The 25,890-nt window shown below is 70.2% G+C and carries 26 protein-coding genes and 1 tRNA gene; 9 read left to right on the forward strand and 18 right to left on the reverse strand.

Annotation, left to right across the window (positions count from 1 at the left end; all coding sequences use genetic code 11):
- The first annotated feature begins 294 nt into the window (after positions 1–294).
- The 6 genes from ACWDA7_RS03970 to ACWDA7_RS03995 all read left to right on the forward strand — a co-directional run bounded on the left by ACWDA7_RS03970 (position 295) and on the right by ACWDA7_RS03995 (position 8,908).
- On the forward strand, positions 295–1,161 hold the full coding sequence (locus tag ACWDA7_RS03970) for a DUF2797 domain-containing protein (protein ID WP_450602624.1): 867 nt from the start codon (positions 295–297) through the stop codon (positions 1,159–1,161).
- Between the two features lie 531 nt (positions 1,162–1,692).
- Positions 1,693–2,433, forward strand: a complete 741-nt coding sequence (locus tag ACWDA7_RS03975) for a response regulator (protein WP_433131552.1) — start codon at positions 1,693–1,695, stop codon at positions 2,431–2,433.
- Positions 2,430–4,091, forward strand: coding sequence for a sensor histidine kinase (locus tag ACWDA7_RS03980; protein ID WP_450602625.1), 1,662 nt, complete (start codon positions 2,430–2,432; stop codon positions 4,089–4,091). Before ACWDA7_RS03975 ends, ACWDA7_RS03980 begins: the two co-directional genes overlap by 4 nt.
- A 14-nt stretch (positions 4,092–4,105) precedes the next feature.
- Entirely contained in the window at positions 4,106–5,623 is a 1,518-nt protein-coding gene (locus tag ACWDA7_RS03985; RefSeq protein WP_450602626.1) for a glycosyltransferase, read from the forward strand.
- Positions 5,620–7,878: a glycosyltransferase family 39 protein gene (locus ACWDA7_RS03990; RefSeq protein ID WP_450602627.1), complete on the forward strand. Its 2,259-nt coding sequence runs from the start codon at positions 5,620–5,622 to the stop codon at positions 7,876–7,878. The genes ACWDA7_RS03985 and ACWDA7_RS03990 overlap by 4 nt, the downstream gene beginning before the upstream one ends.
- A gap of 250 nt (positions 7,879–8,128) precedes the next feature.
- Positions 8,129–8,908 carry a TetR/AcrR family transcriptional regulator gene (locus ACWDA7_RS03995; RefSeq protein ID WP_450602628.1) on the forward strand — a complete coding sequence of 260 codons (780 nt, stop codon included), beginning with the start codon at positions 8,129–8,131 and terminating at the stop codon, positions 8,906–8,908.
- Between the two features lie 15 nt (positions 8,909–8,923).
- On the opposite strand, the gene ACWDA7_RS04000 is transcribed toward ACWDA7_RS03995, so the two are convergent.
- From ACWDA7_RS04000 to ACWDA7_RS04015, 4 genes are all read right to left on the reverse strand, one after another.
- A complete protein-coding gene (locus ACWDA7_RS04000) occupies positions 8,924–9,397 on the reverse strand; it encodes a PPOX class F420-dependent oxidoreductase (protein ID WP_450602629.1) in 474 nt (157 codons plus the stop codon).
- A gap of 49 nt (positions 9,398–9,446) precedes the next feature.
- On the reverse strand, positions 9,447–10,268 hold the full coding sequence (locus tag ACWDA7_RS04005) for a YceI family protein (protein ID WP_450602630.1): 822 nt from the start codon (positions 10,266–10,268) through the stop codon (positions 9,447–9,449).
- Between the two features lie 107 nt (positions 10,269–10,375).
- Positions 10,376–12,898 (reverse strand): MFS transporter, encoded by a 2,523-nt coding sequence (locus tag ACWDA7_RS04010; protein ID WP_450602631.1) that lies wholly within the window; start codon positions 12,896–12,898, stop codon positions 10,376–10,378.
- 22 nt (positions 12,899–12,920) lie between these two features.
- Entirely contained in the window at positions 12,921–13,421 is a 501-nt protein-coding gene (locus tag ACWDA7_RS04015) for a MarR family winged helix-turn-helix transcriptional regulator (RefSeq protein ID WP_450602632.1), read from the reverse strand.
- Between the two features lie 243 nt (positions 13,422–13,664).
- Between ACWDA7_RS04015 and ACWDA7_RS04020 the strand changes: the two genes are divergently transcribed.
- Positions 13,665–13,859, forward strand: coding sequence for a hypothetical protein (locus ACWDA7_RS04020; protein WP_360990757.1), 195 nt, complete (start codon positions 13,665–13,667; stop codon positions 13,857–13,859).
- A 44-nt stretch (positions 13,860–13,903) separates the two neighbouring features.
- Here ACWDA7_RS04020 and ACWDA7_RS04025 read toward each other — a convergent pair whose 3' ends face one another.
- The 7 genes from ACWDA7_RS04025 to ACWDA7_RS04055 form a co-directional block, all read right to left on the reverse strand.
- Positions 13,904–14,659: a hypothetical protein gene (locus ACWDA7_RS04025; RefSeq protein ID WP_450602633.1), complete on the reverse strand. Its 756-nt coding sequence runs from the start codon at positions 14,657–14,659 to the stop codon at positions 13,904–13,906.
- An 87-nt stretch (positions 14,660–14,746) separates the two neighbouring features.
- Positions 14,747–15,658, reverse strand: coding sequence for an RNA polymerase sigma factor SigF (locus tag ACWDA7_RS04030; protein ID WP_359404825.1), 912 nt, complete (start codon positions 15,656–15,658; stop codon positions 14,747–14,749).
- Between the two features lie 245 nt (positions 15,659–15,903).
- Positions 15,904–16,797, reverse strand: a complete 894-nt coding sequence (locus ACWDA7_RS04035; RefSeq protein WP_450602648.1) for an RNA polymerase sigma factor SigF — start codon at positions 16,795–16,797, stop codon at positions 15,904–15,906.
- A 199-nt stretch (positions 16,798–16,996) separates the two neighbouring features.
- On the reverse strand, positions 16,997–17,290 hold the full coding sequence (locus ACWDA7_RS04040; RefSeq protein ID WP_359404828.1) for a Dabb family protein: 294 nt from the start codon (positions 17,288–17,290) through the stop codon (positions 16,997–16,999).
- Positions 17,291–17,339: 49 nt separating this feature from the next.
- A complete protein-coding gene (locus ACWDA7_RS04045; protein ID WP_450602634.1) occupies positions 17,340–17,516 on the reverse strand; it encodes a hypothetical protein in 177 nt (58 codons plus the stop codon).
- 304 nt (positions 17,517–17,820) lie between these two features.
- Entirely contained in the window at positions 17,821–18,168 is a 348-nt protein-coding gene (locus tag ACWDA7_RS04050; RefSeq protein ID WP_450602635.1) for a hypothetical protein, read from the reverse strand.
- Positions 18,169–18,563: 395 nt separating this feature from the next.
- Positions 18,564–19,073, reverse strand: a complete 510-nt coding sequence (locus tag ACWDA7_RS04055) for a hypothetical protein (protein ID WP_450602636.1) — start codon at positions 19,071–19,073, stop codon at positions 18,564–18,566.
- A 304-nt stretch (positions 19,074–19,377) separates the two neighbouring features.
- Here ACWDA7_RS04055 and ACWDA7_RS04060 point away from each other — a divergent pair, with 304 nt between their 5' ends.
- Positions 19,378–20,151: an enoyl-CoA hydratase-related protein gene (locus ACWDA7_RS04060; RefSeq protein ID WP_450602637.1), complete on the forward strand. Its 774-nt coding sequence runs from the start codon at positions 19,378–19,380 to the stop codon at positions 20,149–20,151.
- Positions 20,152–20,294: 143 nt separating this feature from the next.
- Here the strand turns inward: ACWDA7_RS04060 and ACWDA7_RS04065 are convergent, their stop codons facing one another.
- The 5 genes from ACWDA7_RS04065 to ACWDA7_RS04085 form a co-directional block, all read right to left on the reverse strand.
- Positions 20,295–21,449: an NAD(P)-binding domain-containing protein gene (locus ACWDA7_RS04065; RefSeq protein ID WP_450602638.1), complete on the reverse strand. Its 1,155-nt coding sequence runs from the start codon at positions 21,447–21,449 to the stop codon at positions 20,295–20,297.
- Between the two features lie 271 nt (positions 21,450–21,720).
- Positions 21,721–21,805, reverse strand: a tRNA-Ser gene (locus ACWDA7_RS04070).
- 66 nt (positions 21,806–21,871) lie between these two features.
- Positions 21,872–22,300 (reverse strand): tRNA adenosine(34) deaminase TadA, encoded by a 429-nt coding sequence (gene tadA / locus ACWDA7_RS04075; RefSeq protein WP_359404861.1) that lies wholly within the window; start codon positions 22,298–22,300, stop codon positions 21,872–21,874.
- 66 nt (positions 22,301–22,366) lie between these two features.
- Positions 22,367–22,900, reverse strand: coding sequence for a tRNA adenosine deaminase-associated protein (locus tag ACWDA7_RS04080; protein ID WP_359404864.1), 534 nt, complete (start codon positions 22,898–22,900; stop codon positions 22,367–22,369).
- Positions 22,901–23,174: 274 nt separating this feature from the next.
- Positions 23,175–23,360: a hypothetical protein gene (locus ACWDA7_RS04085; protein ID WP_450602639.1), complete on the reverse strand. Its 186-nt coding sequence runs from the start codon at positions 23,358–23,360 to the stop codon at positions 23,175–23,177.
- 160 nt (positions 23,361–23,520) lie between these two features.
- Between ACWDA7_RS04085 and upp the strand changes: the two genes are divergently transcribed.
- On the forward strand, positions 23,521–24,156 hold the full coding sequence (gene upp, locus ACWDA7_RS04090; protein ID WP_450602640.1) for a uracil phosphoribosyltransferase: 636 nt from the start codon (positions 23,521–23,523) through the stop codon (positions 24,154–24,156).
- Between the two features lie 145 nt (positions 24,157–24,301).
- Here upp and ACWDA7_RS04095 read toward each other — a convergent pair whose 3' ends face one another.
- The gene (locus tag ACWDA7_RS04095) at positions 24,302–24,949 is read right to left on the reverse strand and encodes a LytR C-terminal domain-containing protein (protein WP_450602641.1); all 648 of its coding nucleotides are present in this window, start codon (positions 24,947–24,949) and stop codon (positions 24,302–24,304) included.
- Between the two features lie 194 nt (positions 24,950–25,143).
- The gene (locus ACWDA7_RS04100) at positions 25,144–25,440 is read right to left on the reverse strand and encodes a type II toxin-antitoxin system VapB family antitoxin (protein WP_004943146.1); all 297 of its coding nucleotides are present in this window, start codon (positions 25,438–25,440) and stop codon (positions 25,144–25,146) included.
- Between the last annotated feature and the right edge of the window lie 450 nt (positions 25,441–25,890).

Consider the following 25,890-nt stretch of genomic DNA (forward strand, 5'->3'; position numbering starts at 1 on the left):
CAGCACCGAGGCAGCCAACAACGCGCCGCACAACCCCACTTCGGCAGGTCTTCGGATACGCCAGTGCAGAACCTCGGACATGAGACGCCCCCCAGCCCTTCCCCTTGAGCACCGCTCCCGACTCATCCGTCAGAGCAGTCGATCGTCTTACTCTAAATCCGCATCACCGCCGAGGGGCAGGCCGTTTCCCTCGGCTGACGCCGTCCATGAGCTCCCCGGCTGGGACGGCGCGGGCCACTGCCGGGGCCTCACGCCCCCGTGCGTTGTCAGTGGTGGCCCCTACTGTCGAGAGTGATGACTCAGGTGTGGAGATGCACGGGGCTGCGGTGGGGTGAGGACGGGCCCGTGCTCGGATGGGAAGGCGGGCGGCGCAGTGGTGTCGGGCGCGGAAAGCGGGTGGCCTTCGCGGTCGTGGGCGGGGGCGTGCGGACGTGTGTGGGCGCCCGCGGCCACGCATGTCCGGTGCGGGCCGAGGTGTCCGGGCGCAGTACGGGGGCGCGGTGCGAGGAGTGCGCTCGCCTCGACCGGGCGCATTCCGTCGCCGCCGATACCGTCGCCGACGATCCGCGGCCTTACCGGGTGTATCTCGCCTGGTTCGGGCCCGGTCTGGTCAAGGTCGGGATCACCGCGGCCGAGCGCGGTTCGGCGCGGCTTCTTGAGCAAGGAGCGGTCTCCTTCAGCTGGCTGGGGCGCGGGCCGCTGATGGCGGCTCGGCGCGCGGAGGAGCTGCTGAGGGCTGCGCTCCGGGTGCCGGACCGGATTCCGTACGCCGGCAAGCGGGCCGTGCGGGCCGCGCTGCCCCCGGCCGGGGAGCGGGTCGCCGAGTTGGCGGAGCTGCACGCGCGGGCGGTGACACTCGATGGCTGGCCGGAGTCGCTGGAGCGGGCGCCGTTCCGGGCCGTCGACCACAGTGCGGTGTTCGGCCTCGACGGGCTGCCCCGTGCGAACGGCGTGGTGAGCGAGCTCGTGGCCGACGGGGTGCTGAGCGGAGAGGTACTGGCCGCCGCCGGACCCGATCTTCACCTGCTGACGGGACGCGGGGTTCTCGTGCTGGACACGCGGCTGATGACGGGCTGGGAGCTGACGGCCGCCACGCGCGACGAAGTCACCGTGCCGGTGCGGAAGATGGGGGAGGCGGAGGTGCAGGACGGTCTGTTCTGAGGGCCTCGCCGCAGGACATGCGCATACCCCGGGCGGGCTCTCGATCACCGTCTGGTACTTCCGGGACCTGGCGCCGTCGAGGAGCGGCGGAGCGATCTGGAGCACCGCGCGGCCCAGGAGCACGGGCGCGCGCACTGGTACGAGTCGTACACGCTGCACGTGGCCAGGGCCGAGCGCAGCCACACGTTCCGGCGGGCGCCGGAGTGAGCCACGCGCCGGGCCACACCGGGTCCGGCCTCGCGGAGGCCCTCGAGATGCTCCGGCAGGCTCGGGCGGCGCATCGGGCGGCGCATCGACGTCCCGGGCAACCCCCTGCCTGAGTCCCCGTCAACCCAGAGCGCTCACAGGGGACTCACGACGACGCCCGCTCATCCGCGTCTCATCTCTGTGCCCGGGCCGGGTCACGGACCCCGGAAACCAGGCCGCTTCGCGATCTTCCCAGGAGTTCCCTGAAAGACGTCTGTGCGTTTCTCAGGGAAATCACAGATTCGTGAAAGGGCGCTCTCAGAGGGTCCGGACATCGTGTCCATCATGACCACGACCTCGCCCCAGGGGCGCACCGAACTGCTGAGGCCGGACGGGAGCCCCGTCCGAGTGCTGGTGGTGGACGACGAGCTGTCCATCACCGAACTGCTGTCCATGGCCCTCCGCTACGAAGGCTGGCAGATCCGCAGCGCGGGGGACGGACACGGCGCCATGCAGACCGCGCGCGAGTTCCGGCCTGACGCCGTCGTCCTGGACATGATGCTCCCGGACATGGACGGCCTGGCCGTGCTGGGGCGGCTGCGGCGCGAACTGCCGGACGTGCCCGTGCTCTTCCTGACCGCCAAGGACGCCGTCGAGGACCGGATCGCGGGTCTGACCGCCGGTGGCGACGACTACGTCACCAAGCCGTTCAGCCTCGAAGAGGTCGTGGCCCGGCTGCGCGGGCTGATCCGGCGGGCCGGTGCCGCCGACCGCCGTTCCGACTCGGTGCTGGTCGTCGGTGACCTCACCCTCGACGAGGACAGCCACGAGGTGTGGCGGGCCGGTGAGAGCATCCATCTCACGGCCACCGAGTTCGAACTGCTGCGCTTCCTGATGCGCAACCCACGGCGCGTGCTCAGCAAGGCGCAGATCCTCGACCGCGTGTGGTCGTACGACTTCGGCGGCCAGGCCAATGTCGTCGAGCTGTACATCTCCTATCTGCGGCGGAAGATCGACGCGGGACGCGAGCCGATGATCCACACCAGGCGCGGAGCCGGCTATCTGATCAAGCCAGCGGCGTCATGAGCAGTCGGCGACGGCCGCGTACGCAGAAGCAGCGAGGACGACAGCCGCGCACACTGCGAACGCGGCTCGTCGTCTCGGCGGTCAGTCTGATCGCCGTGGTGTGCGCCGTGATCGGCACCGTGACGACCATCGCGCTGGGTCAGCACCTGTACGGGCAGTTGGACGGGCAGGTGGCCGACACCGGCACGCGGGTCTCCGGCCCGCCAGGGAAGCTAGCAGGCCTGGGCAACGGCAGTCCTGACCCGGGCAACCGGTACGGCGACCTGTCGGCGGCCGGCTCCGGCAGCGCCTCGGGGCAGGACAGGCTGAGCGAGTTCGTCACCAGGGGCCCGACCCAGCTCGACACGGTCGCCGCCGAGGTCGACTCCAGTGGCGCGGTCACCAAGGCGGTCATCGCCAAGGCCGTCTCCTCCGACAGCGGCGGCTTCGAGCGGATGAACGCCGTCCTGCTGTCCGGGGCGCAGACCACCGCGCTCACCTCCGTCCCCCGAGACGACAAGCTGCACACCGTCACGCTCCCGGGGCTCGGCGAGTACCGCGTCAAGTACGTCACCGGCGGCCGAGGCACCTTCTATGTCGCCCTGCCCACCCGGTCCGTCACCAACACCATCAACACCCTCATCGTCGTCGAGGTCAGCGTCACCGCCGCCGGGCTCGTCGCCGCCGGGATCGCCGGATCCGTACTGGTCGGGATCGCGCTGCGCCCCCTGCGCAAGGTCGCCGTGACCGCCACCCGGGTGTCCGAACTGCCGCTGCACAGCGGTGAGGTGACCCTCGACGAACGGGTGCCGGAGTCCGAGACCGATCCGCACACCGAGGTCGGGCAGGTCGGGGCGGCGCTCAACCGCATGCTGGACCACGTCCATGGCGCCCTGCACGCACGGCAGCAGAGCGAGACGCGGGTCAGGCAGTTCGTCGCGGACGCCAGTCATGAGCTGCGCACGCCGCTCGCCTCGATCCGCGGGTACGCCGAGCTGACCCGGCGGGGACGCGAGGAGGCCGGGCCCGACACCCGGCACGCCCTGCAGAGGATCGAGTCCGAGGCCGGGCGTATGACCCTGCTCGTCGAGGACCTGCTGCTGCTCGCCCGGCTGGACGCGGGCCGCCCCCTCCAGTTCGAGCGGACCGACCTCGTACCGCTCGTCGTGGATACCATCAGCGACGCACGCGCGGCCGGACGTGACCACAACTGGCGGCTGGAACTGCCCGACGAGCCCGCGCTCGTGTCGGCGGACGCGGCACGGCTGCAGCAGGCGCTCGTCAATCTGCTCGCCAACGCGCGCACCCACACCCCGCCCGGTACGACCGTCGTCGCACGTGTGCAACGACGCGGTGCGTGGCTGTGCGTGGACGTCCAGGACGACGGCCAGGGCATCCCGCCGGATCTGCTGCCGCACGTCTTCGAACGGTTCGCGCGCGGTGACTCGGCACGCTCCAGGGCCACCGGCTCGACCGGCCTGGGCCTCGCCATCGTGCAGGCCGTCGCGACGGCGCACGGCGGCGCGGTGACCGTCGACAGCGCGCCCGGCCGGACGGTATTCACCCTGCATCTGCCGGCGCTCAGCCCCTACGTGCCCTCGCCCGCGCCCGAAACAAGCCGGCAGCGGCACTCACAGGCGCACCACAGCACCACCACATGGGTGCGACAGGGCGCTTGAGAAGAGTCGGTGCCATGCGAACCGACTCTTCTCCCGGCACCCTGCCGGCGCGGGAGCACCTCCCGGCCGGCGACGCCGGTACGCCTGTCCTGGACGTAGTGATCCCCGTCTACAACGAGGAGAAGGACCTTCGGCCATGTGTGCTCAGACTGCACGATCACCTCGAGCGCACCTTCCCGTACGCGTTCCGGATCACGATCGCGGACAACGCGTCCACGGACGCCACCCCCCTGGTGGCCGCGCGGCTGGAGGCGGAGATCGCCGGGGTGAGGTCCTTCCGGTTGGAGCAGAAGGGTCGCGGCCGCGCGTTGCGCACCGTCTGGTCCGCCTCTGACGCCCCGGTCCTTGCCTATATGGACGTGGACCTGTCCACCGACCTCAACGCGCTGCTGCCGTTGGTGGCGCCGCTCATCTCGGGTCACTCCGATCTGGCGATCGGATCCCGGCTGGCCCGTACCTCCCGCGTCGTGCGCGGTCCCAAGCGCGAGTTCATCAGCCGGGCCTACAACCTGATCCTGCGTGGCTCGCTGCAGGCCCGCTTCTCGGACGCCCAGTGCGGATTCAAGGCGATCCGCCGGGATGTGGCCCAGGCGCTGCTGCCGCTGGTCGAGGACACCGGCTGGTTCTTCGACACCGAGATGCTGGTGCTCGCCGAGCGCGCCGGACTGCGCATCCACGAGGTGCCGGTGGACTGGGTCGACGACCCCGACTCCACGGTGCACATCGTGAAGACCGCCACCGAGGACCTCAAGGGCGTGTGGCGCATCGGCAAGGCACTGGCCACCGGTTCGCTTCCGCTGGACCGGCTCGTCCGGCCCTTCGGCGACGATCCGCGTGACCGAGACATCACGGACGTGCCGCGGGGCCTGGCCCGCCAACTGGTGGGCTTCTGCGTGGTGGGCGGCCTGTCCACCCTGTTCTACCTGGTGCTTTACAGCCTCTTCCGGCAGTTCTCGGGCTCGCAGATCGCCAACGCGCTCGCCCTGCTGGTCTCGGCGCTCGCCAACACGGCGGCCAACCGCAGGCTCACCTTCGGGATCCGCGGCCGTCGGGGTGCGGTCCGCCACCAGGCGCAGGGCCTGGTGGTCTTCGGGATCGGCCTCGTCCTCACCAGTGGTTCGCTCGCCGCCCTGAACGTGGCGACGGCCGACCCCGCGCACTCCACGGAGCTGGCAGTGCTGATCGCCGCCAACCTCGCGGCGACGGTGCTGCGCTTCCTGCTGTTCAGGGCCTGGGTGTTCCCGGACCAGCGCGAGGACTGCCCGGCGACCGCACGGTCCGTCGTCGCTCAGGAACCGTCCTCGCCCACCCGCTGCACGACGGCGACCCAGCACGGCGGGCCGCACCGGCAGCTGTACGAGCCCTACGAGCAGCATGCGCCGCTGCCCCGGCGGACCGCGCCGCCGCAGTCCGCGTACGACACGACCCGGTTCCGCGCCGGTGCCGCCGCGGACGACACCACCTGGGGGAACGCGACCACGCCGCTGCAGCCGGTGCACCCGCAGGACACCGACCCGAGGGAGTACCGATGACCACCCATTACGAACAGTCGACCCACCAGTCGGGGGCGGGCCACCACTCCTGGGGACCACCCCAGGCCGCTCCCCCGCAGGAGCCCGCCGTACCGTCGGCGCCCGCTCCCGGCTCCGGTGAACCCGAGCAGCCGTTCGCGCGCGGAATCCGGCGCGGCCGGCCCGAGGACCCGCGCTGGGTACGCCCCGCTTTTCTTGGTCTGCTGCTCGCCACCGCGCTGCTGTACCTGTACGACCTGAGCGCCTCCGGGTACGCCAACTCCTTCTACTCGGCTGCGGTCCAGGCGGGCAGCACATCCTGGAAGGCGTTCTTCTTCGGCTCGCTGGACGCGGGCAACGCGATCACCGTCGACAAGCCTCCGGCCGCGCTGTGGCCGATGGCGCTCTCGGTGCGGATCTTCGGCCTGAACTCGTGGGCGATCCTCGTCCCCGAGGCCGTCATGGGCGTCCTCACGGTCGCCGTGGTCTACGCGGCCGTGCGGCGCCGGTTCAGCCCCGCGGCCGGCCTGATCGCGGGCGCCGTGCTCGCGCTGACCCCTGTCGCGGCGCTGATGTTCCGGTTCAACAACCCGGACGCACTGCTCGCGCTGCTGATGGCGCTCACCGTCTACTTCGTCGTCCGGGGCCTGGAGGACGGCCGCACCAAGTGGCTGGTGTGGGCGGGGGTGGCGGTCGGCTTCGCCTTCCTGACGAAGACCCTCCAGGCCTTTCTGATCCTGCCGGCGCTGGCGGTGGTGTACGGCGTCTGCGCGCCCGTGAGGCTGAGGAAGCGGCTCGTACAGCTGGGGCTCGCGACCGTCGCGATGGTCGTCTCGGGCGGCTGGTGGGTCGCGATCGTCGAGCTGTGGCCCGCGTCCTCGCGTCCCTACATCGGCGGCTCGCAGAACAACTCCTTCCTTGAACTGACCTTCGGCTACAACGGGTTCGGCCGCATCAACGGAGACGAGACCGGCAGCGTCGGCGGCATGGGGGGCGCCGGCGGCGGACAGTGGGGCACCACCGGCTGGAACCGGATGTTCAACTCGGAGCTCGGCAGCCAGATCTCCTGGCTACTGCCGGGCGCGCTGATCCTGCTGGTGGCGGGCCTCGTACTGACCAGGAAGGCGCAGCGCACGGATCTGGTCCGCGGCTCGTTCCTCGCCTGGGGCGGCTCGCTGCTGATGACCGTGATCGTCTTCAGCTATATGGCGGGCATTTTCCACCAGTACTACACGGTGGCCCTGGCCCCCTATATCGCCGCCCTGGTCGGCATGGGCGTCACGGTCCTGTGGGAGGAGCGGTCGAGGACGTGGGCGTCGCTCACGCTCGCGGCCACCGTCACCGCGACCGCAGCCTGGGGTTACACGCTCCTCAACCGCACGCCGGACTACCTGCCCTGGCTGAAGTGGCTCGTTCTCATCGGTGGTCTGGCCGGCGCCCTCGGTCTGATCTTCGTGACCCGGCTCGGCCGGCTACTCGCCCTCGCCTCGGTGGGCCTGAGCCTGGTGGCGTCGGTCGCGGGTCCGACGGCGTACACGCTTACCACGGTGAACCAGGGCCACTCCGGTTCGATCGTCACGGCCGGCCCGGCGGGCGCGAGCATGATGGGCGGTCGCGGCGGCCCCGGCCGCGGCGGCATGCGCGGCGGTTTCGGCGGTGGTACGGCCGGCGGCTTCGGCGGCGGCGCACCCGGCCAGAACCAGCAGAACAGCAACGGCAACACGCAGGGCCTCCCGGGCGGCGGCTTCCCCGGCGGCGGCACCGGCCGGTTCCCCGGCGGTGGGATGCCGGGCCAGAACGGCCAGAACGGCCAGAACCAGCAGGGCAACCAGCAGGGCGGCTTCCCCGGCGGCGGCCGGGCGGGCGAGGGCGGCATGGGCGGAGCAGGCGGTGTCGGCGGACTGCTCAACGGCGCGAACGTCGGCTCCGCGGCCAAGAAGCTGCTGACGAAGGACGCCGGGAAGTACACCTGGGTCGCCGCGTCCATCGGCTCGCAGAACGCCGCGAGCTACCAACTCGCCACCGGCGACGCGGTGATGGCGATCGGCGGCTTCAACGGCAGCGACCCGTCTCCGACGCTCGCCCAGTTCCAGAAGTACGTGACGGAGGGCAGGATCCACTACTTCATCGCCGGGGGCGGCTTCGGCGGTCGCGGCGGCAGCAACGGCGGCTCGGATGTCGCCTCGCAGATCAGCTCGTGGGTGGAGAAGAACTTCAAGAAGGTGACGGCCGGTTCGGCCACCTTCTACGACCTCACGCAGAAAACGAACGGCTGACGGTTCGCGTCCCAGGGGCGGGCGTCCGGGCGCGCTCGCCCGGGCCACCGCCCCTGTGTCGTTCGTCGCGAAGACGGTGTGCCGGGGGTGGAGCGGGCAGACTCGAAGATGGTGTCGCCCGGCAGCTCGGTGGGCGAAGTGGTCGTCGGGCCGCCCCGTTCGGGGCCGGCCGCGCCGTTCCCCGGGTACCTGCCGGGGCCGGGGCGCCTAGCATCGTGATCAGCGGTCGGAGTCTCGAGGAAGGTGCGCCATGGTGAAGGCAGCCCGGCAGGCGGGACGTCCGGCGCGTGCCAGCGTCTGGCTGGACGGCAAGGCACCCAGGGGCGGCGGGACGCGAGGCGGCGGTCAGCCGTCCGGCCTGGACCGCGACCGGATCACCGACGCGACCGTCCGGCTGCTGGACGCGGAGGGACTCGCGAAGTTCTCCATGCGCCGGCTCGCCGCGGAACTCGACGTGACGGCGATGTCGGTCTACTGGTACGTGGACACCAAGGACGACCTGCTGGAGCTGGCGCTGGACGCGGCCTTCGGAGAGGTGCGATTGCCGGCCGCGGACTCGGACGAGGACTGGCGCGAGCAGCTGCGGGGGCTCGCCACCGAGTACCGGGCGCTGCTGGTCCGCCATCCCTGGCTCTCGCCGCTCGCCGGGCGGTTCCTCAACATCGGCCCGCACTCCGTCGCCTTCTCGCTCGCCGTGCAGCGGGTCATCCGGCGGACCGGGCTGCCCGCGCACGGCCGGACGGGCGCCATCTCGGCGGTCTTCCAGTTCGTGTACGGGTTCGGCACGATCGAGGGCCATTTCATCGACCGCTGCGCGGCGGCCGGCACGAGCCAGGACGAGTACTTCCACCAGGCGATGAGCGCGGTGACGGAGAGTCCGGAACTCGGTGAGGTGGTGCGCCGGTCCGCGGACCTCATGGAGGCCCGCGGCGGTGACACGGTGGAGGAGATGCGCGACCGGGACTTCACCTTCGCGCTGGAGACGCTGATCGCGGGGATCGAGGCGATGGTCGCCCGGGGCCGGTCCTGACGGCCGCCGCGGTGGTCAGTCCTCCGACTGCACCAGGCGGGACGGGAAGCCGCCCGTCGCCACCGGGCCCCAGCGCACCGGGGTGACCCGGATGATCGACTTGCCCTGCTTGACCATCGCCTCCCGGTACTCGTCCCAGTTCGGGTGCTCGCCCGCGATGTTGCGGTAGTACTCGACGAGCGGCTCGACGGAGTCCGGTGAGTCGATGACCTCGGCGGTGCCGTCGATCTGGACCCACGGCCCGTTCCAGTCGTCGCTGAGCACGATCAGGCTGACCCGCTCGTCGCGCTTGGCGTTGCGGGTCTTTGCGCGCTCGGGGTAGGTGGAGACTACGACCCGTCCGGCATCGTCGACCCCGCAGGTCAGCGGCGAGCCCTGGGGGCCTCCGTCGGTGCGCCGGGTCAGCAGGATGGCATGGTGCCGGGGGCGTACGAAGTCGAGCAGTTCGTCCAGCGATACGGCGGTGTTCGTCGCGATGTTCGGTGCCATGGGGGCAGCCTAGGGGCAGACGCGGCGATTCAGGGTGACCCTGCTGTGCCTACGCCTGCGGCAGCGAGTCGCCCTGCACCGCCTGGATGTCCAGTTCGACCTTGAGAGTGGTGCCGACCAGAGCCACGCCCGCCTGGACCACCTGGTTGTAGTTCATCGCGAAGTCCTCCCGGCGCAGTTCCGCCGTTGCACGGAAGGCCGCCCGGGTGCCGCCCCACGGGTCGGACCCCGTGCTGAGGTAGGCGAGGTCCAGGTCCACCCGACGTACGACACCGCGCATGGTCAGCTCGCCGTGGACCGTCCAGCGGTCGGCGCCGGCGGCCGTCAGGCCCGTCGAGCGGTAGGTGATCTCCGGGTACTTCTCGATGTCCAGGAAGTCGGCGGACCGCAGGTGGTTGTCGCGCATCCCGTTGCCGGTGTCGATGGACGCAGCGCGGATGACGGCCTCGACGCGGGACTTCGTCACATCGTCCGGGGCGATCTCGATGAGCCCGGAGAACTCCGTGAAACGGCCGTGCACGCTGGAGATCCCCAGGTGCTGGGCGACCGCGCCGACGGAGGAGTGCGCCGGGTCGATGGTCCACGGTCCGGGCGGCGGCAGTTCCGTACCGCCCTGACGGGCCAGTGTCACCGTCCCGATCTCGGCCCGCCCGCTCGCCGTGACGATCGCGCTGGAAGCGACGGGTGCATACCCGACCGCGGTCACGATCACGGTGTACGCGCCGGGCGCCAGGGCGGTCGCGTCCCGTACGGCCCCGTCCCCGTCGGCCTCGGCACGCAGCACCTGCGTGCCGGTCATGTCGGTCACGGTGACGACCGCGTGCGACACGGCCCATCCGTCCCGCGTACGGATGCGTGCGGTCAGTGCCATCGTGTGGTCTCCCTCTAAATCCTTGAATATCCCCGTAGAAGGCTCAAAAAACCCCGACCCGTGGGGGCACCTCCGCTCGGAGCGCGCCCCCACGAGCCGGGGTCCTCCTACTCGCCCGGGTGGGCCAGTTCGATGTCGTGGTCGTCGACGCCGCGGCCGCTCACCGACACCGCCGTCGCGGCCGGCGGGTAGCCCGTCGCGATGACGGTGTACTCGCCGCTGTTCAGGTCGGTGAAGGCGTACGCCCCGTCCGTGCCCGTCGTGGCCGAGCCGACCACATTGCCCGCCGCGTCCACCAGCGTCACGCGGGCGTCCGCCAGGGGCCCGTGCGGGGCCCGCACGACGCCCTGGACCCGGGCGCCGGAGTCGAGGTCGACCTCGAGCCGGGTGACCCCGGTGGCGCCGATCTCGACGGGCAGGGCCCGCGGCCGGTGGCCGGCGGCGTTCACCGCCACGGTAACGGAGCCCGGCACCAGGTCGGCGAACGAGAACTCGCCCTGCTCACCGGTGGCCACGGTGGCAAGCAGCTCGCCCCGGACGTCCGTGACGATCACCATCGCGTCCTTGACCGGCAGCCCGGTCTCGGTGGCCCGGACGACACCGCTCAGACCGCTGGTGCCGCTGAGCAGGATGTCGTAGGAGACCGGTTCCTCGTGCACGAGGATCGTCGAGGCCTGCGGCTGGTAGCCGTCGGCGGAGGCGATCAGGACGTAGCTGCCGGCGCCGGGGGCGTCCACCCCGTAGGAACCGTCCGGCCGTGCGACCGACCGGCCCAGCTGGCGTCCCCCGAGGGAGATCAGCGTGACGGCCGCCTGCGGAACCGGTGCGCTCTCGGCGCCCCGGACGAATCCGCGGACCGGCACGCCACCGCCCTCACCGGCGGAGGTGGGCGGGGCCAGAGTGGCGACCGCGGCCAGCTTCTGTGCGCCGTCGGGAGCGGCCTCGGTGCTCGACACCGCCCAGCTCGGGACGTGCTCCTCGACGGGCGCGGCAGCCTGGGCCGCGGCAGCCGGGGCCTCCTCGGCCTCGGACTCGGCGGCCGCGGCCTGCGCCAGACCGCCCTTGGTCTTCAGCGGGACCTCCTTGATGAACAGCGTGATCACGAAGGCCAGGAACGCCAGGCACGCCGCGATCAGGAAGACGTCCGCGATGGCGTGGCCGTACGAGCTCTCCATCAGGGTGCGCAGCGGCCGGGGCAGCTTGGCCAGGTCCGGGATGGCGCCGTCGGAGCTCGCGTGGGCCGCCAGCCGCGCGTACTTCGGGCTGAGGTCGGCGAGTCCGTCCGTGAAGTAGGTGGTGATCCGGTGGGCCATGATCGCGCCGAGCGCGGAGACGCCCACCGCACCGCCGAGGGACCGGAAGAAGGTGACCGTCGAGCTGGCCGAGCCGAGGTCGGTGGGCGCCACCTGGTTCTGCGTCGACAGCACCAGGTTCTGCATCATCATGCCGATGCCGAGACCCATCACCGCCATGAAGACGGCCACCTTCCAGTAGGCCGTGTCGTAGCGGATCGTGCCCAGCAGACCCAGACCGGCCGTGACGAACAGACCGCCGGTGACCAGCCAGGCCTTCCACTTGCCGGTCTTGGTGATGATCTGGCCGGAGACGGTGGAGGAGACGAACAGACCGCCGATCATCGGGATGGTCAGCACACCGGACAGCGTCGGGGACTTGTCCCGGGCCAGCTGGAAGTACTGGGCGAAGAAGACGGTGCCGGTGAACATCGCGACGCCGACGAAGAGCGAGGCGAGGGACGACAGGGTGATGGTGCGGTTGCGGAACAGACGCAGCGGGATGATCGGCTCGCTGGCCTTGGACTCGACGAGGATGAAGATCAGGCCGAGGACGATCGATCCGGCCACCATCGTGTAGGTCTGCCAGGACAGCCAGTCGTACTTGTCACCGGCGAAGGTGACCCAGACCAGCAGCAGGGAGACGGCGGCGGAGACGAAGAACGCGCCGGCCCAGTCGACCTTGACGTCCCGCTTGACCACGGGCAGGTGCAGGGTCTTCTGCAGCACGATCAGTGCGATGATCGCGAAGGGGACACCGACGTAGAAGCACCAGCGCCAGCCGAGCCACGAGGTGTCGGTGATGACACCGCCGATCAGCGGGCCTCCGACGGTGGCGACGGCGAAGGTGGCACCGAGGTAGCCGGAGTAACGACCGCGCTCACGCGGGGAGATCATCGCGGCCATGACGATCTGTGCCAGAGCGGACAGACCGCCGACGCCGACGCCCTGGACGACACGGCAGGCGATGAGCATGCCGGGGTTCTGCGACAGACCCGCGGCCATCGAGCCGAGCACGTAGACGATCAGGGCTATCTGTACGAGCGCCTTCTTGCTGAACAGGTCCGCGAGCTTGCCCCACAGCGGGGTGGTCGCGGTCATGGCCAGCAGGGACGCCGTGATGACCCAGGTGTAGGCCGACTGGCCGCCGCCGAGGTCGCCGATGATGTGCGGCAGCGCGTTGGAGACGATCGTGGACGACAGGATCGCCACGAACATGCCGAGCAGCAGCCCGGAGAGCGCCTCCATGATCTGCCGGTGCGTCATCGGAGCGCCGTCCGGGGAGCCTCCCCCGTGCTTGGCGTGGGCCCGCACACCGGCTGGTGTGGTCGTTGCCATGGGCTTCCTTTTCTTACGTTCGTTATGCGGGTGTACGGGTGGTCTGTTCTGCAACGATCTCCGCCGCGGGGGCGAACTGTGTGAGCCGGGGGGCCGCGCGGCAGTCGAAGCTCTCTCGCAGGCGTCCCATCAGCTGGATGAGCCGGCCGACGTCGTCGTCCGACCAGTCGCTCAGCCGTTCGGCCAGCACTTCGGCGGCTCTGCGGGACAGCTCGTCGAGCTGGACCTTGCCGGGCGCCGTCAGGCGGAGGATACGGGAGCGTTTGTCCGCGGGGTCGGGAAGGCGCTCGATCCATCCGCGGTCCACGACATGCGCGACATGGCGGCTGGTGACCGACATGTCGACGGCGAGCAGTTCCGCGAGCTTGCTCATGCGCATCTCGCCATGGCGGCCCAGCAGAGTCAGCACGGCGGCGGAGCCGGTCGAGCAGTGGTGCGGCAGGATGCGCCCCATGTCCCTCTTCACGGCGCCGATGGCGCTGAGCTGACGCGCAAGTTCCTCGTACTGCGCTCGCGCGGCCATCACACCTCCCAGGTTGTTGCTTAGGGCAACCATAAGGAGATTGGTTGCTGCAGGCAAACTAAATCGGGGTCACAGAGCTAAAAACTTGGCAAAGGCAAGTATTGGCAACCGTAAACTCGCTGGTGGAGTGACGCCTGAGCACTCTGAGGCGTGTGGGGGTGGGGTGTTCACGGCGGAGCAAAGCTGTGGGGACGCGGGCCCCCACTTGGGCTGCACCCCACGTATTCGCTAGGGTCCGGGGCCATGGCTAACACCCAGGGCCCTCAGGGCAACTACGACCCCGCGGGCAACACCCAGATGTTCCGTGCCTTCGTCGACGAGGCCCCGCAGGGCGGCCCGCAGGAGACCGCCTCCTCGGGTTCCCGCGTCGGACTGATCATCGGCGTCGTCGTCGCCGTGGTGGTCGTCGCCGCAGTGGCCTGGCTGGCGCTGAAGTAGTACGGCTTCAGGGGCGCGGCTGCCGCGGTACGGCAGACCGGGCCCTACTTCCACTGGACGGAGACGTCCCGGGTCTCGATGTGCATGCCCAGCGGTACACGCCATGCGTCGACGCACACCGTCCAGGTCTTCTTCACCGACGCCCCGGCGGCGATCGGTGCGGGAAGCGCGTCCTTGGACTCGATCGTCGCCCAGTCGATCCCGAGTGCTCCGATGACGTGCGTGCCGAAGGTCACCGTCCCCGAACGCACCGCGCTGCCACCGGTGTTACGGAAGGGGACGGTCACCTTTTCGCACCAGCGTTGGTCTGTCGTCTCCCGTACGGTCTCTCCCACGCTCAGCACGGCCGGTCCGCTCGGCGTCGCGCGGGGGACCGTCGGTGTGGGCGAGGGTGAACCCGTGCCCGCCGGAGCGGGGTAGGGCGAGGGCTCGGCGGGGTGAGCGGAGGTGTCCCCGCCCGCAGGTCCACCGCTCGGGCCGAGGGCGCCGGCTGAACCCGGGGCAACGGTGCCGGCTGCACCAGGGCCAGGAACAGGGGGGCCGGAGGCGGTGGACGCACCGCTGCTCGCCCCGCGCCTCTCACTGCCGGCCCGCTCCAGCGGCACCAGCGTCACATCGCCCGTCGGCGCCACCGCCGAACCGGAGGCGCGAGGAGAGTCGCCCGCCGGTCCGACCGCCACATAGCCTTCGCCGCCCGCGCCACCCGCGGACGCGGCCAGCACTCCGCCCAGGCACACGACCGCCGTCGAGGCACCGATCACGGCCCCTCGACGGCCCCGCAACCACGTCGCTTGCAGCATCGCGCCAGTGTGACTGACGCCCCGTCAGTTAGGAAGCCCCCGGGGCGGACGGTGAATCCGCGGGGTGTTCCAGGGGCCGACTGCGACTCAGTCCGAGATGAGACCCTCGCGCAGCTGCGCCAGCGTGCGGGTGAGCAGCCTGGAGACATGCATCTGGGAGATGCCGACCTCCTCGCCGATCTGCGACTGCGTCATGTTCGCGAAGAAGCGCAGCATGATGATCCGCCGCTCGCGGGGCGGGAGCTTGGCCAGCAGCGGCTTGAGGGACTCGCGGTACTCCACGCCTTCGAGGGCCGAGTCCTCGTAGCCGAGGCGGTCCGCCAGGGAGCCCTCGCCGCCGTCGTCCTCCGGCGCCGGGGAGTCCAGCGAGGAGGCCGTGTAGGCGTTGCCCACGGCGAGGCCGTCGACCACGTCCTCCTCCGACACGCCCAGCACGGCGGCCAGTTCGGTGACGGTCGGGGAGCGGTCCAGCCTCTGCGACAGCTCGTCGCTGGCCTTGGTGAGGGCCAGGCGCAGCTCCTGAAGGCGGCGCGGTACGCGCACCGACCACGACGTGTCCCGGAAGAACCGCTTGATCTCGCCGACGACCGTCGGCATCGCGAACGTCGGGAACTCCACGCCTCGTTCGCAGTCGAAGCGGTCGATCGCCTTGATCAGCCCGATCGTGCCGACCTGGACGATGTCCTCCATCGGCTCGTTGCGGCTGCGGAAGCGGGCGGCCGCGTACCGGACGAGCGGGAGGTTCAGCTCGATGAGCGTGTCCCGGACGTAGGCACGTTCGGGGCTGTGTTCGTCGAGGGCGGCGAGCCGCAGGAAGAGGGAGCGGGACAGGGTGCGGGTGTCGATGGCTCCGGACGTCGGAAGGTCCTGGACCTCGGGGGCCGGAAGGGTCTCGGCATCCGGGAGGTCCTGCGGGGCCTGAAGGTCCTGAAGCACATCGGGCGCGGAGTCGCTCTGCATGAGCGTGAGCACCTTCGAGCTGCCCTGGTCTGCGGACATGCCACCCCCTTTGGGTCGCGGGACGGTCGCGGCGGACGCTCCCGTCGGAGGAACGCAGCCTCCACCTGAATACCGGCCGCGAGGCTGCGGCAAACGCGCTCCCGGAAGAATGTCACATGTCGGCAACGCGCTGTAGTGACATGTCGATATGCGAGATGAGAATACGCCCTGCTTGGAAGGGTTCTGAGGGTTTTTCGGCGCAGAACTGTCAGGAAGCGCCCTTGCGGGCGATTCGCTCGTGCGAGCTAGGCGTCGATCCTGTTTGCGGATCTAAGTCGCGCGAAACTCCTGGCGAGGAGCCTTGACACATGCATCTGGGAGACTCCCAGCTCGGCACTGATCTGCGACTGGGTCAGATTGCTGTAGTAACGGAGCAGCAGGATCCGCTGCTCCCGTTCGGGCAACTGGACGAGCAGATGCCGTACGAGGTCACGGTGTTCGACCCCGTCGAGTGCCGGGTCCTCGTAGCCGAGCCGGTCGAGCAGGCCCGGCAGGCCGTCCCCCTCCTGGGCGGCCTCCAGTGAGGTCGCGTGGTACGAGCGGCCCGCCTCGATACAGCTCGTCACCTCCTCCTCCGTGATGCGCAGTCGCTCGGCGATCTCGGCGGTGGTGGGGGAGCGTCCGAACGCCGTCGTCAGGTCCTCCGTCGCGCCGTTGACCTGCACCCACAGCTCGTGCAGCCGGCGCGGCACGTGGACCGTGCGAACGTTGTCGCGGAAGTAGCGCTTGATCTCGCCGACGACGGTCGGCATCGCGAAGGTCGGGAACTGCACGCCGCGGTCGGGGTCGAAGCGGTCGATCGCGTTGATCAGGCCGATGGTGCCGACCTGGACGACGTCCTCCATGGGCTCGTTGCGGGAGCGGAAGCGGGCGGCGGCGTAGCGCACGAGCGGGAGGTTCGCCTCGATGAGCGCCCCGCGCACGCGGTGGTGCTCCGGCGTACCCGGCTCCAGGTCCTTGAGCTCGGCGAAGAGCATCTGGGTGAGGGCCCGGGTGTCGGCGCCTCGGCGCTTGGGGGTGATGTCGGACGGAGGGGTTTCCTGAGAGAGGGCATCGGTCGTGGCGGACTCCTGGGGCCGGCCGGGAGCGGGGGCCGAAGCCTCGTCCTGAGGCGGCGCGGTACTGGCCGACACGGTCAACGCCACCTCTTCATCCGTTTACGTATCCCTTAAATTCACCGTCAAAAGCGGTCATAGCATCACAAGAAATGGACACTCTGTGCAAGCACCCCATAACTCCGTGTTGAGGGAGAGTTGGGCACATCACGCAGGAAACCCCCCACCGTTTCCGGTGAGGGGCTCCGCGGCGGTGTCGCCCGGAATTGGCGGGCGGTGTCGCTCAGATTTCGTAGTCGGCGATCACCCAAGTGGCGAACTCGCGCCAGAGCGCGACGCCTGCCTGGTGCGCCGGATGCTCGAGGTAGCGCCGCAGCGCGTCCGGGTCGTCCACCGCCGAGTTGATCGCGAAGTCGTACGCGATGGGACGGTCGGTGATGTTCCAGGCGCACTCCCAGAACCGCAGTTCCTCGATCTGGTCGCCGAGCGCCTCGAAGGCGCGTACGCCCGCCACGACCTGCGGGTCGTCGCGCTGGACGCCCTCGTTGAGCTTGAAGAGGACCAGATGCCGGATCACGGGCGCTCCAGGTGCGACGACGACGGTGGCCGCACGGCCGCGGGAAGCCTCACTTGGCCCCGTTGGCGAGCCAGGTCATGAAGTGGCCGATGGCCTTGGCGGCGTTCGAGATGCCCTCGAACCCTATCTGGACGTAGTCGGCGGCCTTGGCCGGGTCCGTGATGATCAAGTAGAGCACGAAGACCACGACACCGTACAGCGCGATCTTCTTTCCCTGTACCGCCACAGCGGCCTCCCCCGTCTGCTGCGCCCCACGGGCCCGTTCGCCGGCGTGAGTGTAACCCGGCCGAGTGTTCGAGGCTCGCAAATGATCACGTATGCACTACATCCTCACGCCGTTCATGCCCGCGCGACCTCGATGCCGAGACGTTGACCGCCGGGCGCTAGTCAGTGGTCGTCATGGCTTCGAGCGTGCCGTCCGAGACGGCGCGGAACGTCGGCCGGGAGTTGACCTCGGGTTGATCGCCCGGTCAACCCCCGGGTTGAGCCGCCCGGTCCCCGAGACCCGGCGCAGTGCTGCCGGCCGGCTGTCAGCGCCCGAGTGAGGAAGCCTCGCCGACAGCGGCGAGCAGCTGGAACGGCCACTCCGGGTCGGCCTGACCGATCGCCAGCGCGAGCCGGCGGCCGGAATCCGGCAGACGCCACATGTGCATGTTGACGGCGACGCCGGACAGGAAGTCGAGCGGCTTGGGAGTCGTGAAGCCGGGATCGGGGGTGTCTAGCTCGAGGTACGGCGACAGTGCGACCAGCTCGGGACTGCCCCAGCGGCCGGTCAGAGTGGCGGCCAGTACGGCGAGATCGGCTTCCAGTTCCCGCTCCGCCGACTCGACGATCTCCTCGCTCCGGTCATCCCGGAAGTCCTGGCTCTCCCGGAGCACGGCCACGTGATACCCGGGCCCACTCCACCGGCCGTCTTTTCCCGGCCTGCTGTCCTGCCGGGATACGGCAGCGCGATCAGGCCGTCGATGATCGACAACCGATGCTCAGTGGAACCGCTGACTCGTGCTGACTGGGCATGGCCGTCGGTTCACCTTTCACGCTGTCTTCCAGCGGTTCGGGGGGCGAGCAGAGCTCGACCGTCCGGGTTGCAGCGGCATGGGCGGTTCCCCGCCCTATCGGGCACGGATGGGGCACGGGCGTCTTCAGATCCGTAGCTCCATGCGGATGGGTCAGTGGCGGGCCATAGCGGTCGCTTTGAAGGCGCTGAAGGACCATCCTGGGCGATGACGGTTGCTGCAGTTGCTGTACTTCCGTGCTGTACCGGGCGCGGCGGCTACCCCACTTGCTCAAGGGTCAGGCCGCTGCGAATGGGCTCGGCTCGCCACATGGCCGCCAGCTGGGGGTAGGACTCGATGAACCGGCGCACTTCTCTCAGCGCGGCGATCCTGGGCGCGCCGATCTCGTCGTGGTCGAACCCGGTGTCTTGGTGCCCGAGGCTGTCGACATCTGCCCATGCCGGCTCCTCGGCGAAGATGAGTTGCAGGTCCACTTTCCAGTACTCCGGCTGCCAGTCGGGGTCATCACGGTCGTCGGCGTCGTTGACCGCAAACAGGCGCCCGAAGGAGAACGAAGGCTGGTCGTCGTTCCAACTCCACCTGCCCCATTCGACGATGAAGCCGTCACCGTCGTTCTCGGGCTGCTCGATCCCCTCGACCTCGATCTGAAGAAACTCGACGAAGGCATCCCAGGCGGCGTCGACGTTGCCTACGGCATCGGGCTCGACCCCGTGCTGTCTCAAGATCTGCGCGAAGACGTCCGCGCCGGATTTCCATGGAATGGGCATGCGGGAGGCTATCGCGCCGCCGGTGCGGCACCGCCGGATCCCCCCTCGAACTGCTCACGCAGCCGCTGAGGGTACGGGCCGAACCTGCCGACCGGCAGGAACGGTCCCAGGAACTCCCACTTGCTGTCGGTGAGCTGAGTATGCGTTACACCGCAGTTCCGTCGGACCGACACCGCACCCCGGGCTTGATCCCAACCGAAGGCAGTCCCTGGGTGACCTGCTCTCTTCGGCCAAGGCTACGGCCGATGGTCGACGTGTCGTGGCAGAACCGGTGCCCGGCGTGGCCCGGGCGTACGCTGGGATTGTGATCGGTTCCGAGCGTGTGATCGTGTCCACCCGGGGCGATTTCACCTGGGTCACCCTGAATCACCCCGAGCGTAGGAATGCCCTGAGCTGGGACATGCTGCAACAGCTGCAGAAATCCCTGACGGACGCGGCCGACTCCCCCGCGCGTGGGATCGTGCTGGCGGCGAAGGGACCGGTGTTCAGTTCCGGGCACGACTTCGCCGACATGCTGGCCCTGGATCTTCACGGCACGCGCGAACTGCTGCAGCTGTGTACCGACGTGATGCGGCTGGTCGAGTCCGTTCCCCAGGTGGTGGTGGCCCGGGTGCAGGGGCTGGCCACGGCCGCCGGGTGCCAGCTGGTCGCATCCTGCGACCTGGCCGTGGCCGCAGAGTCCGCCGGGTTCGCGCTGCCCGGCGGCAAGGGGGGCTGGTTCTGCCACACCCCTGCCGTGCCGGTGGCCCGGTCCATCGGGCGCAAGCGGCTGATGGAGATGGCCCTGACCGGCGACGTGATCGGCGCCCGCACCGCACTGGAGTGGGGGCTGATCAACCGCGCGGTACCGGACGACGAGCTGGACGAGGCGGTCGAAGAACTCCTCGCCCGGGCCACCCGTGGCAGCGCGGCCAGCAAGGCCCTCGGCAAACGCACCCTGTATGAGCAACTGGACCGCCCTGAGGCAGACGCCTACGCCATCGCCCGCGAGGTCATGGCCGACTCCTCACAGACCCCCCAGGCCCGCGAGGGGATCGCGTCCTTCCTGGGCAAGCGCCCGCCCGTGTGGCCCGAGTAACGCGAACAGCGGGCGGCCGCCGCCCACGGTGGCACAAGGAGAGGCGGGTCATCGCCGCCGCGATTCCGGCGGTGCAGGCGCCGCCCCGCGCAGCACGCCGTCATCGCCGCCAGCCGGCGTTCCGCACGGGCCGGGCTCTCGCGTCATCCCAAGCGGGCCTGGAGGTGACGCACAAGGATGGTGGCCGAGGCCGGGGCGGCTTTGACGAAACCCAGAAACGGGCCGAAATCCTGGGCGGCCGCAAAGCCGGTGAGGTAAAGACCGGGAACGGATGTCTGGAAGTTCTCGTCCAGCACGGGGAAGCCCTCGCGGGTTGCGATCCGGTCGTGGAGGCCGGCGAGGTAGGGGACACGTGCCAGGTCAGGTGCGTATCCGGTGGCAAAAATGACCTGATCAACCGTCAGGGAGTCGGCACCGGACAATGTCACCCGCGCCCCGTCGTCCCCCTCGCCGCCGCGCGCATGGACGACTTCTGCATTGGGCCAGACGTGCACCACTTCGGGGTTCAGCCGGGCGGGCAGCCATGGCTCCAGCGTCCCCCGCCCGGCCTCCCAGCACTGCGTGATGATCGCCTTCCGCTCCGTGGCCGTCAGCCGACGCCACCACCCCGGCACCTGCACCGTGCCCTCGACGCAGTCGTCGAAGAACTTCCAGCTCACTGCCTCGAAGCGGGGAACGGGGTGGCGGTGGACGATGTCGACGCGGCCACCACCGTGCTCGGCCAGCAAGGCCGCCCACTCGTACGCGCTCTGCCGGCCGCCCACGATCAGGACACTCCGGCCCGCCAAGGCGTCGAATCGGACCAGGTCACCGCTGTGAGTCGCCCGCGCTTCCGGCACACCGGCCGCCCAGCCGGGCATCTGCTGGAAATATCCCACGCCGGGAGCGGCGACCACGGCCTGGGCACGGATGCGTCCCCCGTCGGTGAGTTCCGCATCGAACCCTCCGTCGCGTTGCGCGATGTCCAGCACGTGTTCGAGCCGGACGGGCACCTGCTTGACACGGCGAAACCACTCGGCGTAATCACGGAACAGGGCGAGGGGGATCGGGACGGCCTCGTCGCGGCTGAGGCCTCGTTCGCGCAGGTAAGCCTCGAAGGTGTGTACGTCGGCTGCGTCCAGGTGCCAGTCCGTCCCCGAGCGCAGCAGCATCCCCTCAGGCATGTGCTCATGCCAAAAGCCCATCGGCCGTCCGACCACCTGCGTATCCATGCCGCGCTCGCGGGCGAGGGCGGCCGCCGACAGTCCGTACGGCCCGGCACCGACAATGAGCACACCGGTGGAGAGGACGTCGTTCATACCGGGCTCCTTTCCGGCCTGCGGAAGGCGGAGCCCGGTGAACCAGGACCCCACGGTGCCGTCAGACCCAAGGCCAGGCCGGTCCTGCACAACCCGCGGGGCGGGCCGGCCGGATTCGTTCCCTGAGGACATTCCACCGCACGCATCCCGCACGAGCATCACGACGCGGCCCCTGTCGCCCTGGGCGGGGCAGCGTCGGTGAGGGCTGCCTAGGGCAGGCAGCAAGACGACGAAGGGGCGGCCCCAGCGGGGCCGCCCCTTCGTTCACGAGCGGTAGCGGAGGGATTTGAACCCTCGGTGACTTGCGCCACACTCGCTTTCGAGGCGAGCTCCTTCGGCCGCTCGGACACGCTACCGAGGGAGACCCTACCCCAAGGTGGGCCGTGGTCTGAAATCCGTTTCCGGTGGTCGTCGGCGTGGGCTCAGCGGCTCCGGAAGAAGTCTGTGAGAATCCTGGCGCACTCGTCCGCGAGCACGCCGTCGATGACCTCGGGGCGGTGGTTGAGGCGCCGGTCGCGCACCAGGTCCCAGAGCGACCCGACCGCACCGGCCTTCTCGTCGCGCGCGCCGTAGACCAGCCGGTCCACCCGGGACTGCTGCACCGCGCCCGCGCACATCGTGCAGGGCTCCAGCGTGACGACGAGTGTGCAGCCGGGCAGCCGCCACTCGCCGAGCGCCGCCGCCGCCCGGCGCAGCGCGACGATCTCGGCGTGGCCCGACGGATCGCCCGTCGCCTCGCGTTCGTTGTGACCGGTGGCGAGCACCGCGCCGTCCGGGGACAGCACGACGGCGCCGACCGGGACGTCACCGCCTTCGGCGGCCCGCCCGGCCTCGTCCAGGGCGAGCCGCATCGCGGCCCGCCACCGGTCGCGCACCGGATCGGGGGCCGGCGTCCCGTCCTCGGTCACCCAGGGGCCCTAGCGGACGGTCTCCAGGACCTCCGAGGCGCCCAGGGCTTCGGCGATGGAGCTGAGCGCGTCCTCGGCGTCCAGGATGCGCAGCTCCTTCTCGCTGACACCGAGGTCGTCGAGGATCTCGCTGTCTCCGACGGGGCCGTGCGGCACGGCGTTGTCCGCCGTGGGCCCGTCCTCGTCGGCGTCGTCGTCGGGCTCACCGTCCTCGGTGCCGTCGAGGTCGAGGGAGTCCAGGTCGGCGACGTCGTCACCGGGCTCCCTTCCGAGCAGTTCGTCGGTGAGCAGGATCTCGCCGTACGAACTGCGGGCCGCGGCCGCGGCGTCCGAGACGTAGATACGAGGGTCGTCCTCGCCGTCCAGGCGGACGACGCCGAACCACGCGTCCTCCTGCTCGATGAGTACGAGCACCGTGTCCTCGTCGACGGAGACATCGCGGGCCAGGTCGGTCAGGTCCGACAGGGTCTCCACATCGTCGAGCTCTGTGTCGCTCGCTTCCCACCCGTCTTCGGTGCGCGCGAGCAGTGCGGCGAAGTACACCGTGACTCTCCCACTGGTCATAGGCGTGCCGGTTGGGGTTCCCCCCGGCGGAGGTTGCGGGCGGGGAGTGCTTCTCCGAGCCCCGCCCACTCGGAATCGTGGCAGAAACAAGGCGCTCAGGGGACGTCTTCGGCTCCCTGTGTCTGGCCGTTTTGATCGCGGTTGCTCCGATCAAAAGCAGTGCACTCACCAGCACACTCATTGCCGCCACCTGCGGATCGTACGCGGCCCGGGGCGCTGTGGCCGCACGGCCACCCCCAAGGCGGCCGAGTCGCTACCAGCGGAAGGTGCGCATGCGCATGGCGCGACGCAGCCGCACGGCCTTGGCACGGCGGGGCCGGACGCGGTCGCGCAACTCGCGTGCCTCGGCGAGTTCACGCAGGAACCGGGCCCTGCGTCGGATGCGGTCGGCATCCGTCTCCAGCGTTGCGGGCTCCTCTTGGGACTCCCCGTCGGACATAGACACACCACCCCAGTTGTGTCCCTCTCACTTTCCCTCTGATGGGGGGTTCGATGCCACAGACGGAGTCGTGCGAGGCGGACGGTCCGCCGAGCGGGCCGGTGTGCGCGTGCGTACGGGGGCGCGTCAGGGGCCGTGAGGCCCGGTTACTGTTATGGACATGCGTCTCCACGTCGTCGACCACCCCCTGGTCGCCCACAAGCTCACCACGCTGCGCGACCGGCGCACCGACTCCGCGACCTTCCGTCGGCTCGCCGACGAGCTCGTCACGCTGCTCGCCTACGAGGCCACGCGTGACGTGCGCACCGAGCAGGTCGACCTCGAGACCCCCGTCGCCGCGACCACCGGTGTGAAGCTCGCCCGCCCGCGTCCGCTCGTCGTGCCGATCCTGCGGGCCGGCCTCGGCATGCTCGACGGCATGGTCCGGCTGCTGCCGACCGCCGAGGTGGGCTTCCTGGGCATGATCCGCAACGAGGAGACCCTCCAGGCCTCCACGTACGCGTCGCGCATGCCGGAGGACATCTCACGGCGCCAGGTGTACGTCCTGGACCCGATGCTGGCGACCGGCGGCACGCTCGTCGCGGCGATCCAGGAGCTGATCAAGCGCGGCGCGGACGATGTGACAGCCGTGGTGCTGCTCGCCGCCCCTGAGGGTGTCGAGCTCATGGAGCGCGAACTGGCGGGTACGCCGGTGACCGTGGTGACGGCCGCGGTCGACGAGCGCCTCAACGAGCACGGCTACATCGTGCCGGGACTGGGCGACGCGGGTGACCGGCTCTACGGGGCCGCGGAGTAGGCGGCGTTCGGCACGCATCACGGGGCGCGTTCCGTAGAGGAACCGCGCCCCGTTCGGCTTTCCGGTCGCGTACGGGGCCGGGTCCCTCAGCTGTTCGCGTGCGGGGGCCGGCTTCCCCAGCGATTCGCGTACGGTGCCGGCTTGCTCAGCAGTTCTTCCCGGCTTTCTTGTCGGCCACCGGAGCGGGGGCGGTCAGTGCGGCCAAGGCCTTGTCCGCGTCCGTCTTGCTGCTCAGTGACTTGAACTTGTCGCCCAGGATCAGGTCCACCGACGCGCCGGTGCGGGAGATGTCGGTGCGGCGGTCGACGCCCGCGAGCTGAGTGCCGAGCACCGGCAGGGTGGTGTTGAGGGCGGTCTTGGGGCCGAGCAGCACTCCGACGCCCTTGACCTTCTTGTCGAACTCCTGGGTCGCGTTGCCCACGGTGCCGATGTGGAAGCCGCGCTTCTTCAGCTCGTCCGCGGTCTCCTTGGCCAGGCCGCTGCGTGGCGTGGCGTTGAGGACGTTGACCGTGATCTGGGCGGGCTGAGGCAGCGCCTTGGCGTTCGCCGCGGGCGACGGGCTCGCCTTCGTCGCGCAGTCGGCCTTCGCACCGGACGCCGACGACTTGCCGCCGCGACCGGTGAAGACGTCGATGAGCTGCAGGCTCCCCCAGCCGATCAGCCCGACGGCGGCCGCGGAGGCGACGATGGCGAACACCAGCCTGCCGCGGCGCCGGGGTCGGCGCATGCGCGGGTATTTGTCCCCCGTGATCCGGTACTGGCCGCCCATGCCGGGGGGAGTCAGCATGCTCATGAGGCGCAGCGTAGTGCGCCGGGACGGCAATGCCTACTAGATGATCATTGGGTGCTGCCCACTCCAACCCGAAAGGGTCAAAGAGGCGCCCGCGAGCGGGCTAGGGCGCACAGGAGTGCGGAACGGTCGCAAGGACGAAGCGGCCTGCCGGGCAGGGTGGAGCGGCGTTCCGGAAGAGGCGGGCGTACCCGGGATCAGTCGAGCTCGAGCACTCGGGCGTGCAGGACCTGGCGCTGCTGCAGCGCGGCACGGACCGCGCGGTGGAGGCCGTCCTCCAGGTAGAGGTCGCCCTGCCACTTCACGACGTGTGCGAAGAGGTCGCCGTAGAAGGTCGAGTCCTCGGCCAGGAGGGTCTCGAGGTCCAGCTGCTGCTTGGTCGTCACGAGCTGATCGAGGCGGACCGGGCGCGGCGCGACGTCCGCCCACTGCCGGGTACTCTCCCGGCCGTGGTCGGGGTACGGCCGGCCGTTTCCGATGCGCTTGAAGATCACACGGAAAGCCTACCGGTCAAGACGTTCTGGGCGCAGCCATGGCGACGGAGTACGGCACGGGAAAAGCTGCGGTAAACATGGGCAAAACGGCAGCTGGGCGCGGACGGGTCACAGCCGGAGTGCGCCCGGGTGCTTCGCGCCGGGCGCACTCGATGGCGCTTCCGCGCACCCTGGAACGCCCGGATGCGCCCCCACGAACAACCCGGATGCGCCCCCGGTCGATTGGGTACCCCCGGCCGATCGGGTACGGCGGACCCGAGACGGCCAGGGCTCGTCGGAAACGTTCCTTTCCGCTGGAAGCCGGTCCGCTTGTCAGCCCGGACCCCTGGGAGCCTGACGCGGCCGCCCGGGGGGGGGGGGGGAGGGGGTGAGGGCGAGGCGGCGGCGCCGCCCCCCCCCCCCCCCCACCCCCCCCCCCCACCCACAAACGACACACAGCGCCACGACGCA

This window comes from Streptomyces sp. NPDC001156, from assembly GCF_053598275.1.

Excerpts from the sequence above, each read along its gene's own strand:
- ACWDA7_RS04085 (WP_450602639.1), bottom strand. The coding sequence starts at position 23,360 with ATGTCCGACGGGGAGTCCCAAGAGGAGCCCGCAACGCTGGAGACGGAT.
- ACWDA7_RS03985 (WP_450602626.1), top strand. The coding sequence starts at position 4,106 with ATGCGAACCGACTCTTCTCCCGGCACCCTGCCGGCGCGGGAGCACCTC.
- ACWDA7_RS04030 (WP_359404825.1), bottom strand. The coding sequence starts at position 15,658 with ATGTCCGCAGACCAGGGCAGCTCGAAGGTGCTCACGCTCATGCAGAGC.
- ACWDA7_RS04095 (WP_450602641.1), bottom strand. The coding sequence starts at position 24,949 with ATGAGCATGCTGACTCCCCCCGGCATGGGCGGCCAGTACCGGATCACG.
- upp (WP_450602640.1), top strand. The coding sequence starts at position 23,521 with ATGCGTCTCCACGTCGTCGACCACCCCCTGGTCGCCCACAAGCTCACC.
- ACWDA7_RS04010 (WP_450602631.1), bottom strand. The coding sequence starts at position 12,898 with ATGGCAACGACCACACCAGCCGGTGTGCGGGCCCACGCCAAGCACGGG.
- tadA (WP_359404861.1), bottom strand. The coding sequence starts at position 22,300 with ATGCGGCTCGCCCTGGACGAGGCCGGGCGGGCCGCCGAAGGCGGTGAC.
- ACWDA7_RS03975 (WP_433131552.1), top strand. The coding sequence starts at position 1,693 with ATGACCACGACCTCGCCCCAGGGGCGCACCGAACTGCTGAGGCCGGAC.
- ACWDA7_RS04055 (WP_450602636.1), bottom strand. The coding sequence starts at position 19,073 with ATGCCCATTCCATGGAAATCCGGCGCGGACGTCTTCGCGCAGATCTTG.
- ACWDA7_RS03970 (WP_450602624.1), top strand. The coding sequence starts at position 295 with ATGACTCAGGTGTGGAGATGCACGGGGCTGCGGTGGGGTGAGGACGGG.
- ACWDA7_RS04015 (WP_450602632.1), bottom strand. The coding sequence starts at position 13,421 with ATGGCCGCGCGAGCGCAGTACGAGGAACTTGCGCGTCAGCTCAGCGCC.
- ACWDA7_RS04005 (WP_450602630.1), bottom strand. The coding sequence starts at position 10,268 with ATGGCACTGACCGCACGCATCCGTACGCGGGACGGATGGGCCGTGTCG.
- ACWDA7_RS03990 (WP_450602627.1), top strand. The coding sequence starts at position 5,620 with ATGACCACCCATTACGAACAGTCGACCCACCAGTCGGGGGCGGGCCAC.
- ACWDA7_RS04065 (WP_450602638.1), bottom strand. The coding sequence starts at position 21,449 with ATGAACGACGTCCTCTCCACCGGTGTGCTCATTGTCGGTGCCGGGCCG.
- ACWDA7_RS04020 (WP_360990757.1), top strand. The coding sequence starts at position 13,665 with ATGGCTAACACCCAGGGCCCTCAGGGCAACTACGACCCCGCGGGCAAC.
- ACWDA7_RS04000 (WP_450602629.1), bottom strand. The coding sequence starts at position 9,397 with ATGGCACCGAACATCGCGACGAACACCGCCGTATCGCTGGACGAACTG.
- ACWDA7_RS03995 (WP_450602628.1), top strand. The coding sequence starts at position 8,129 with ATGGTGAAGGCAGCCCGGCAGGCGGGACGTCCGGCGCGTGCCAGCGTC.
- ACWDA7_RS03980 (WP_450602625.1), top strand. The coding sequence starts at position 2,430 with ATGAGCAGTCGGCGACGGCCGCGTACGCAGAAGCAGCGAGGACGACAG.
- ACWDA7_RS04025 (WP_450602633.1), bottom strand. The coding sequence starts at position 14,659 with ATGCTGCAAGCGACGTGGTTGCGGGGCCGTCGAGGGGCCGTGATCGGT.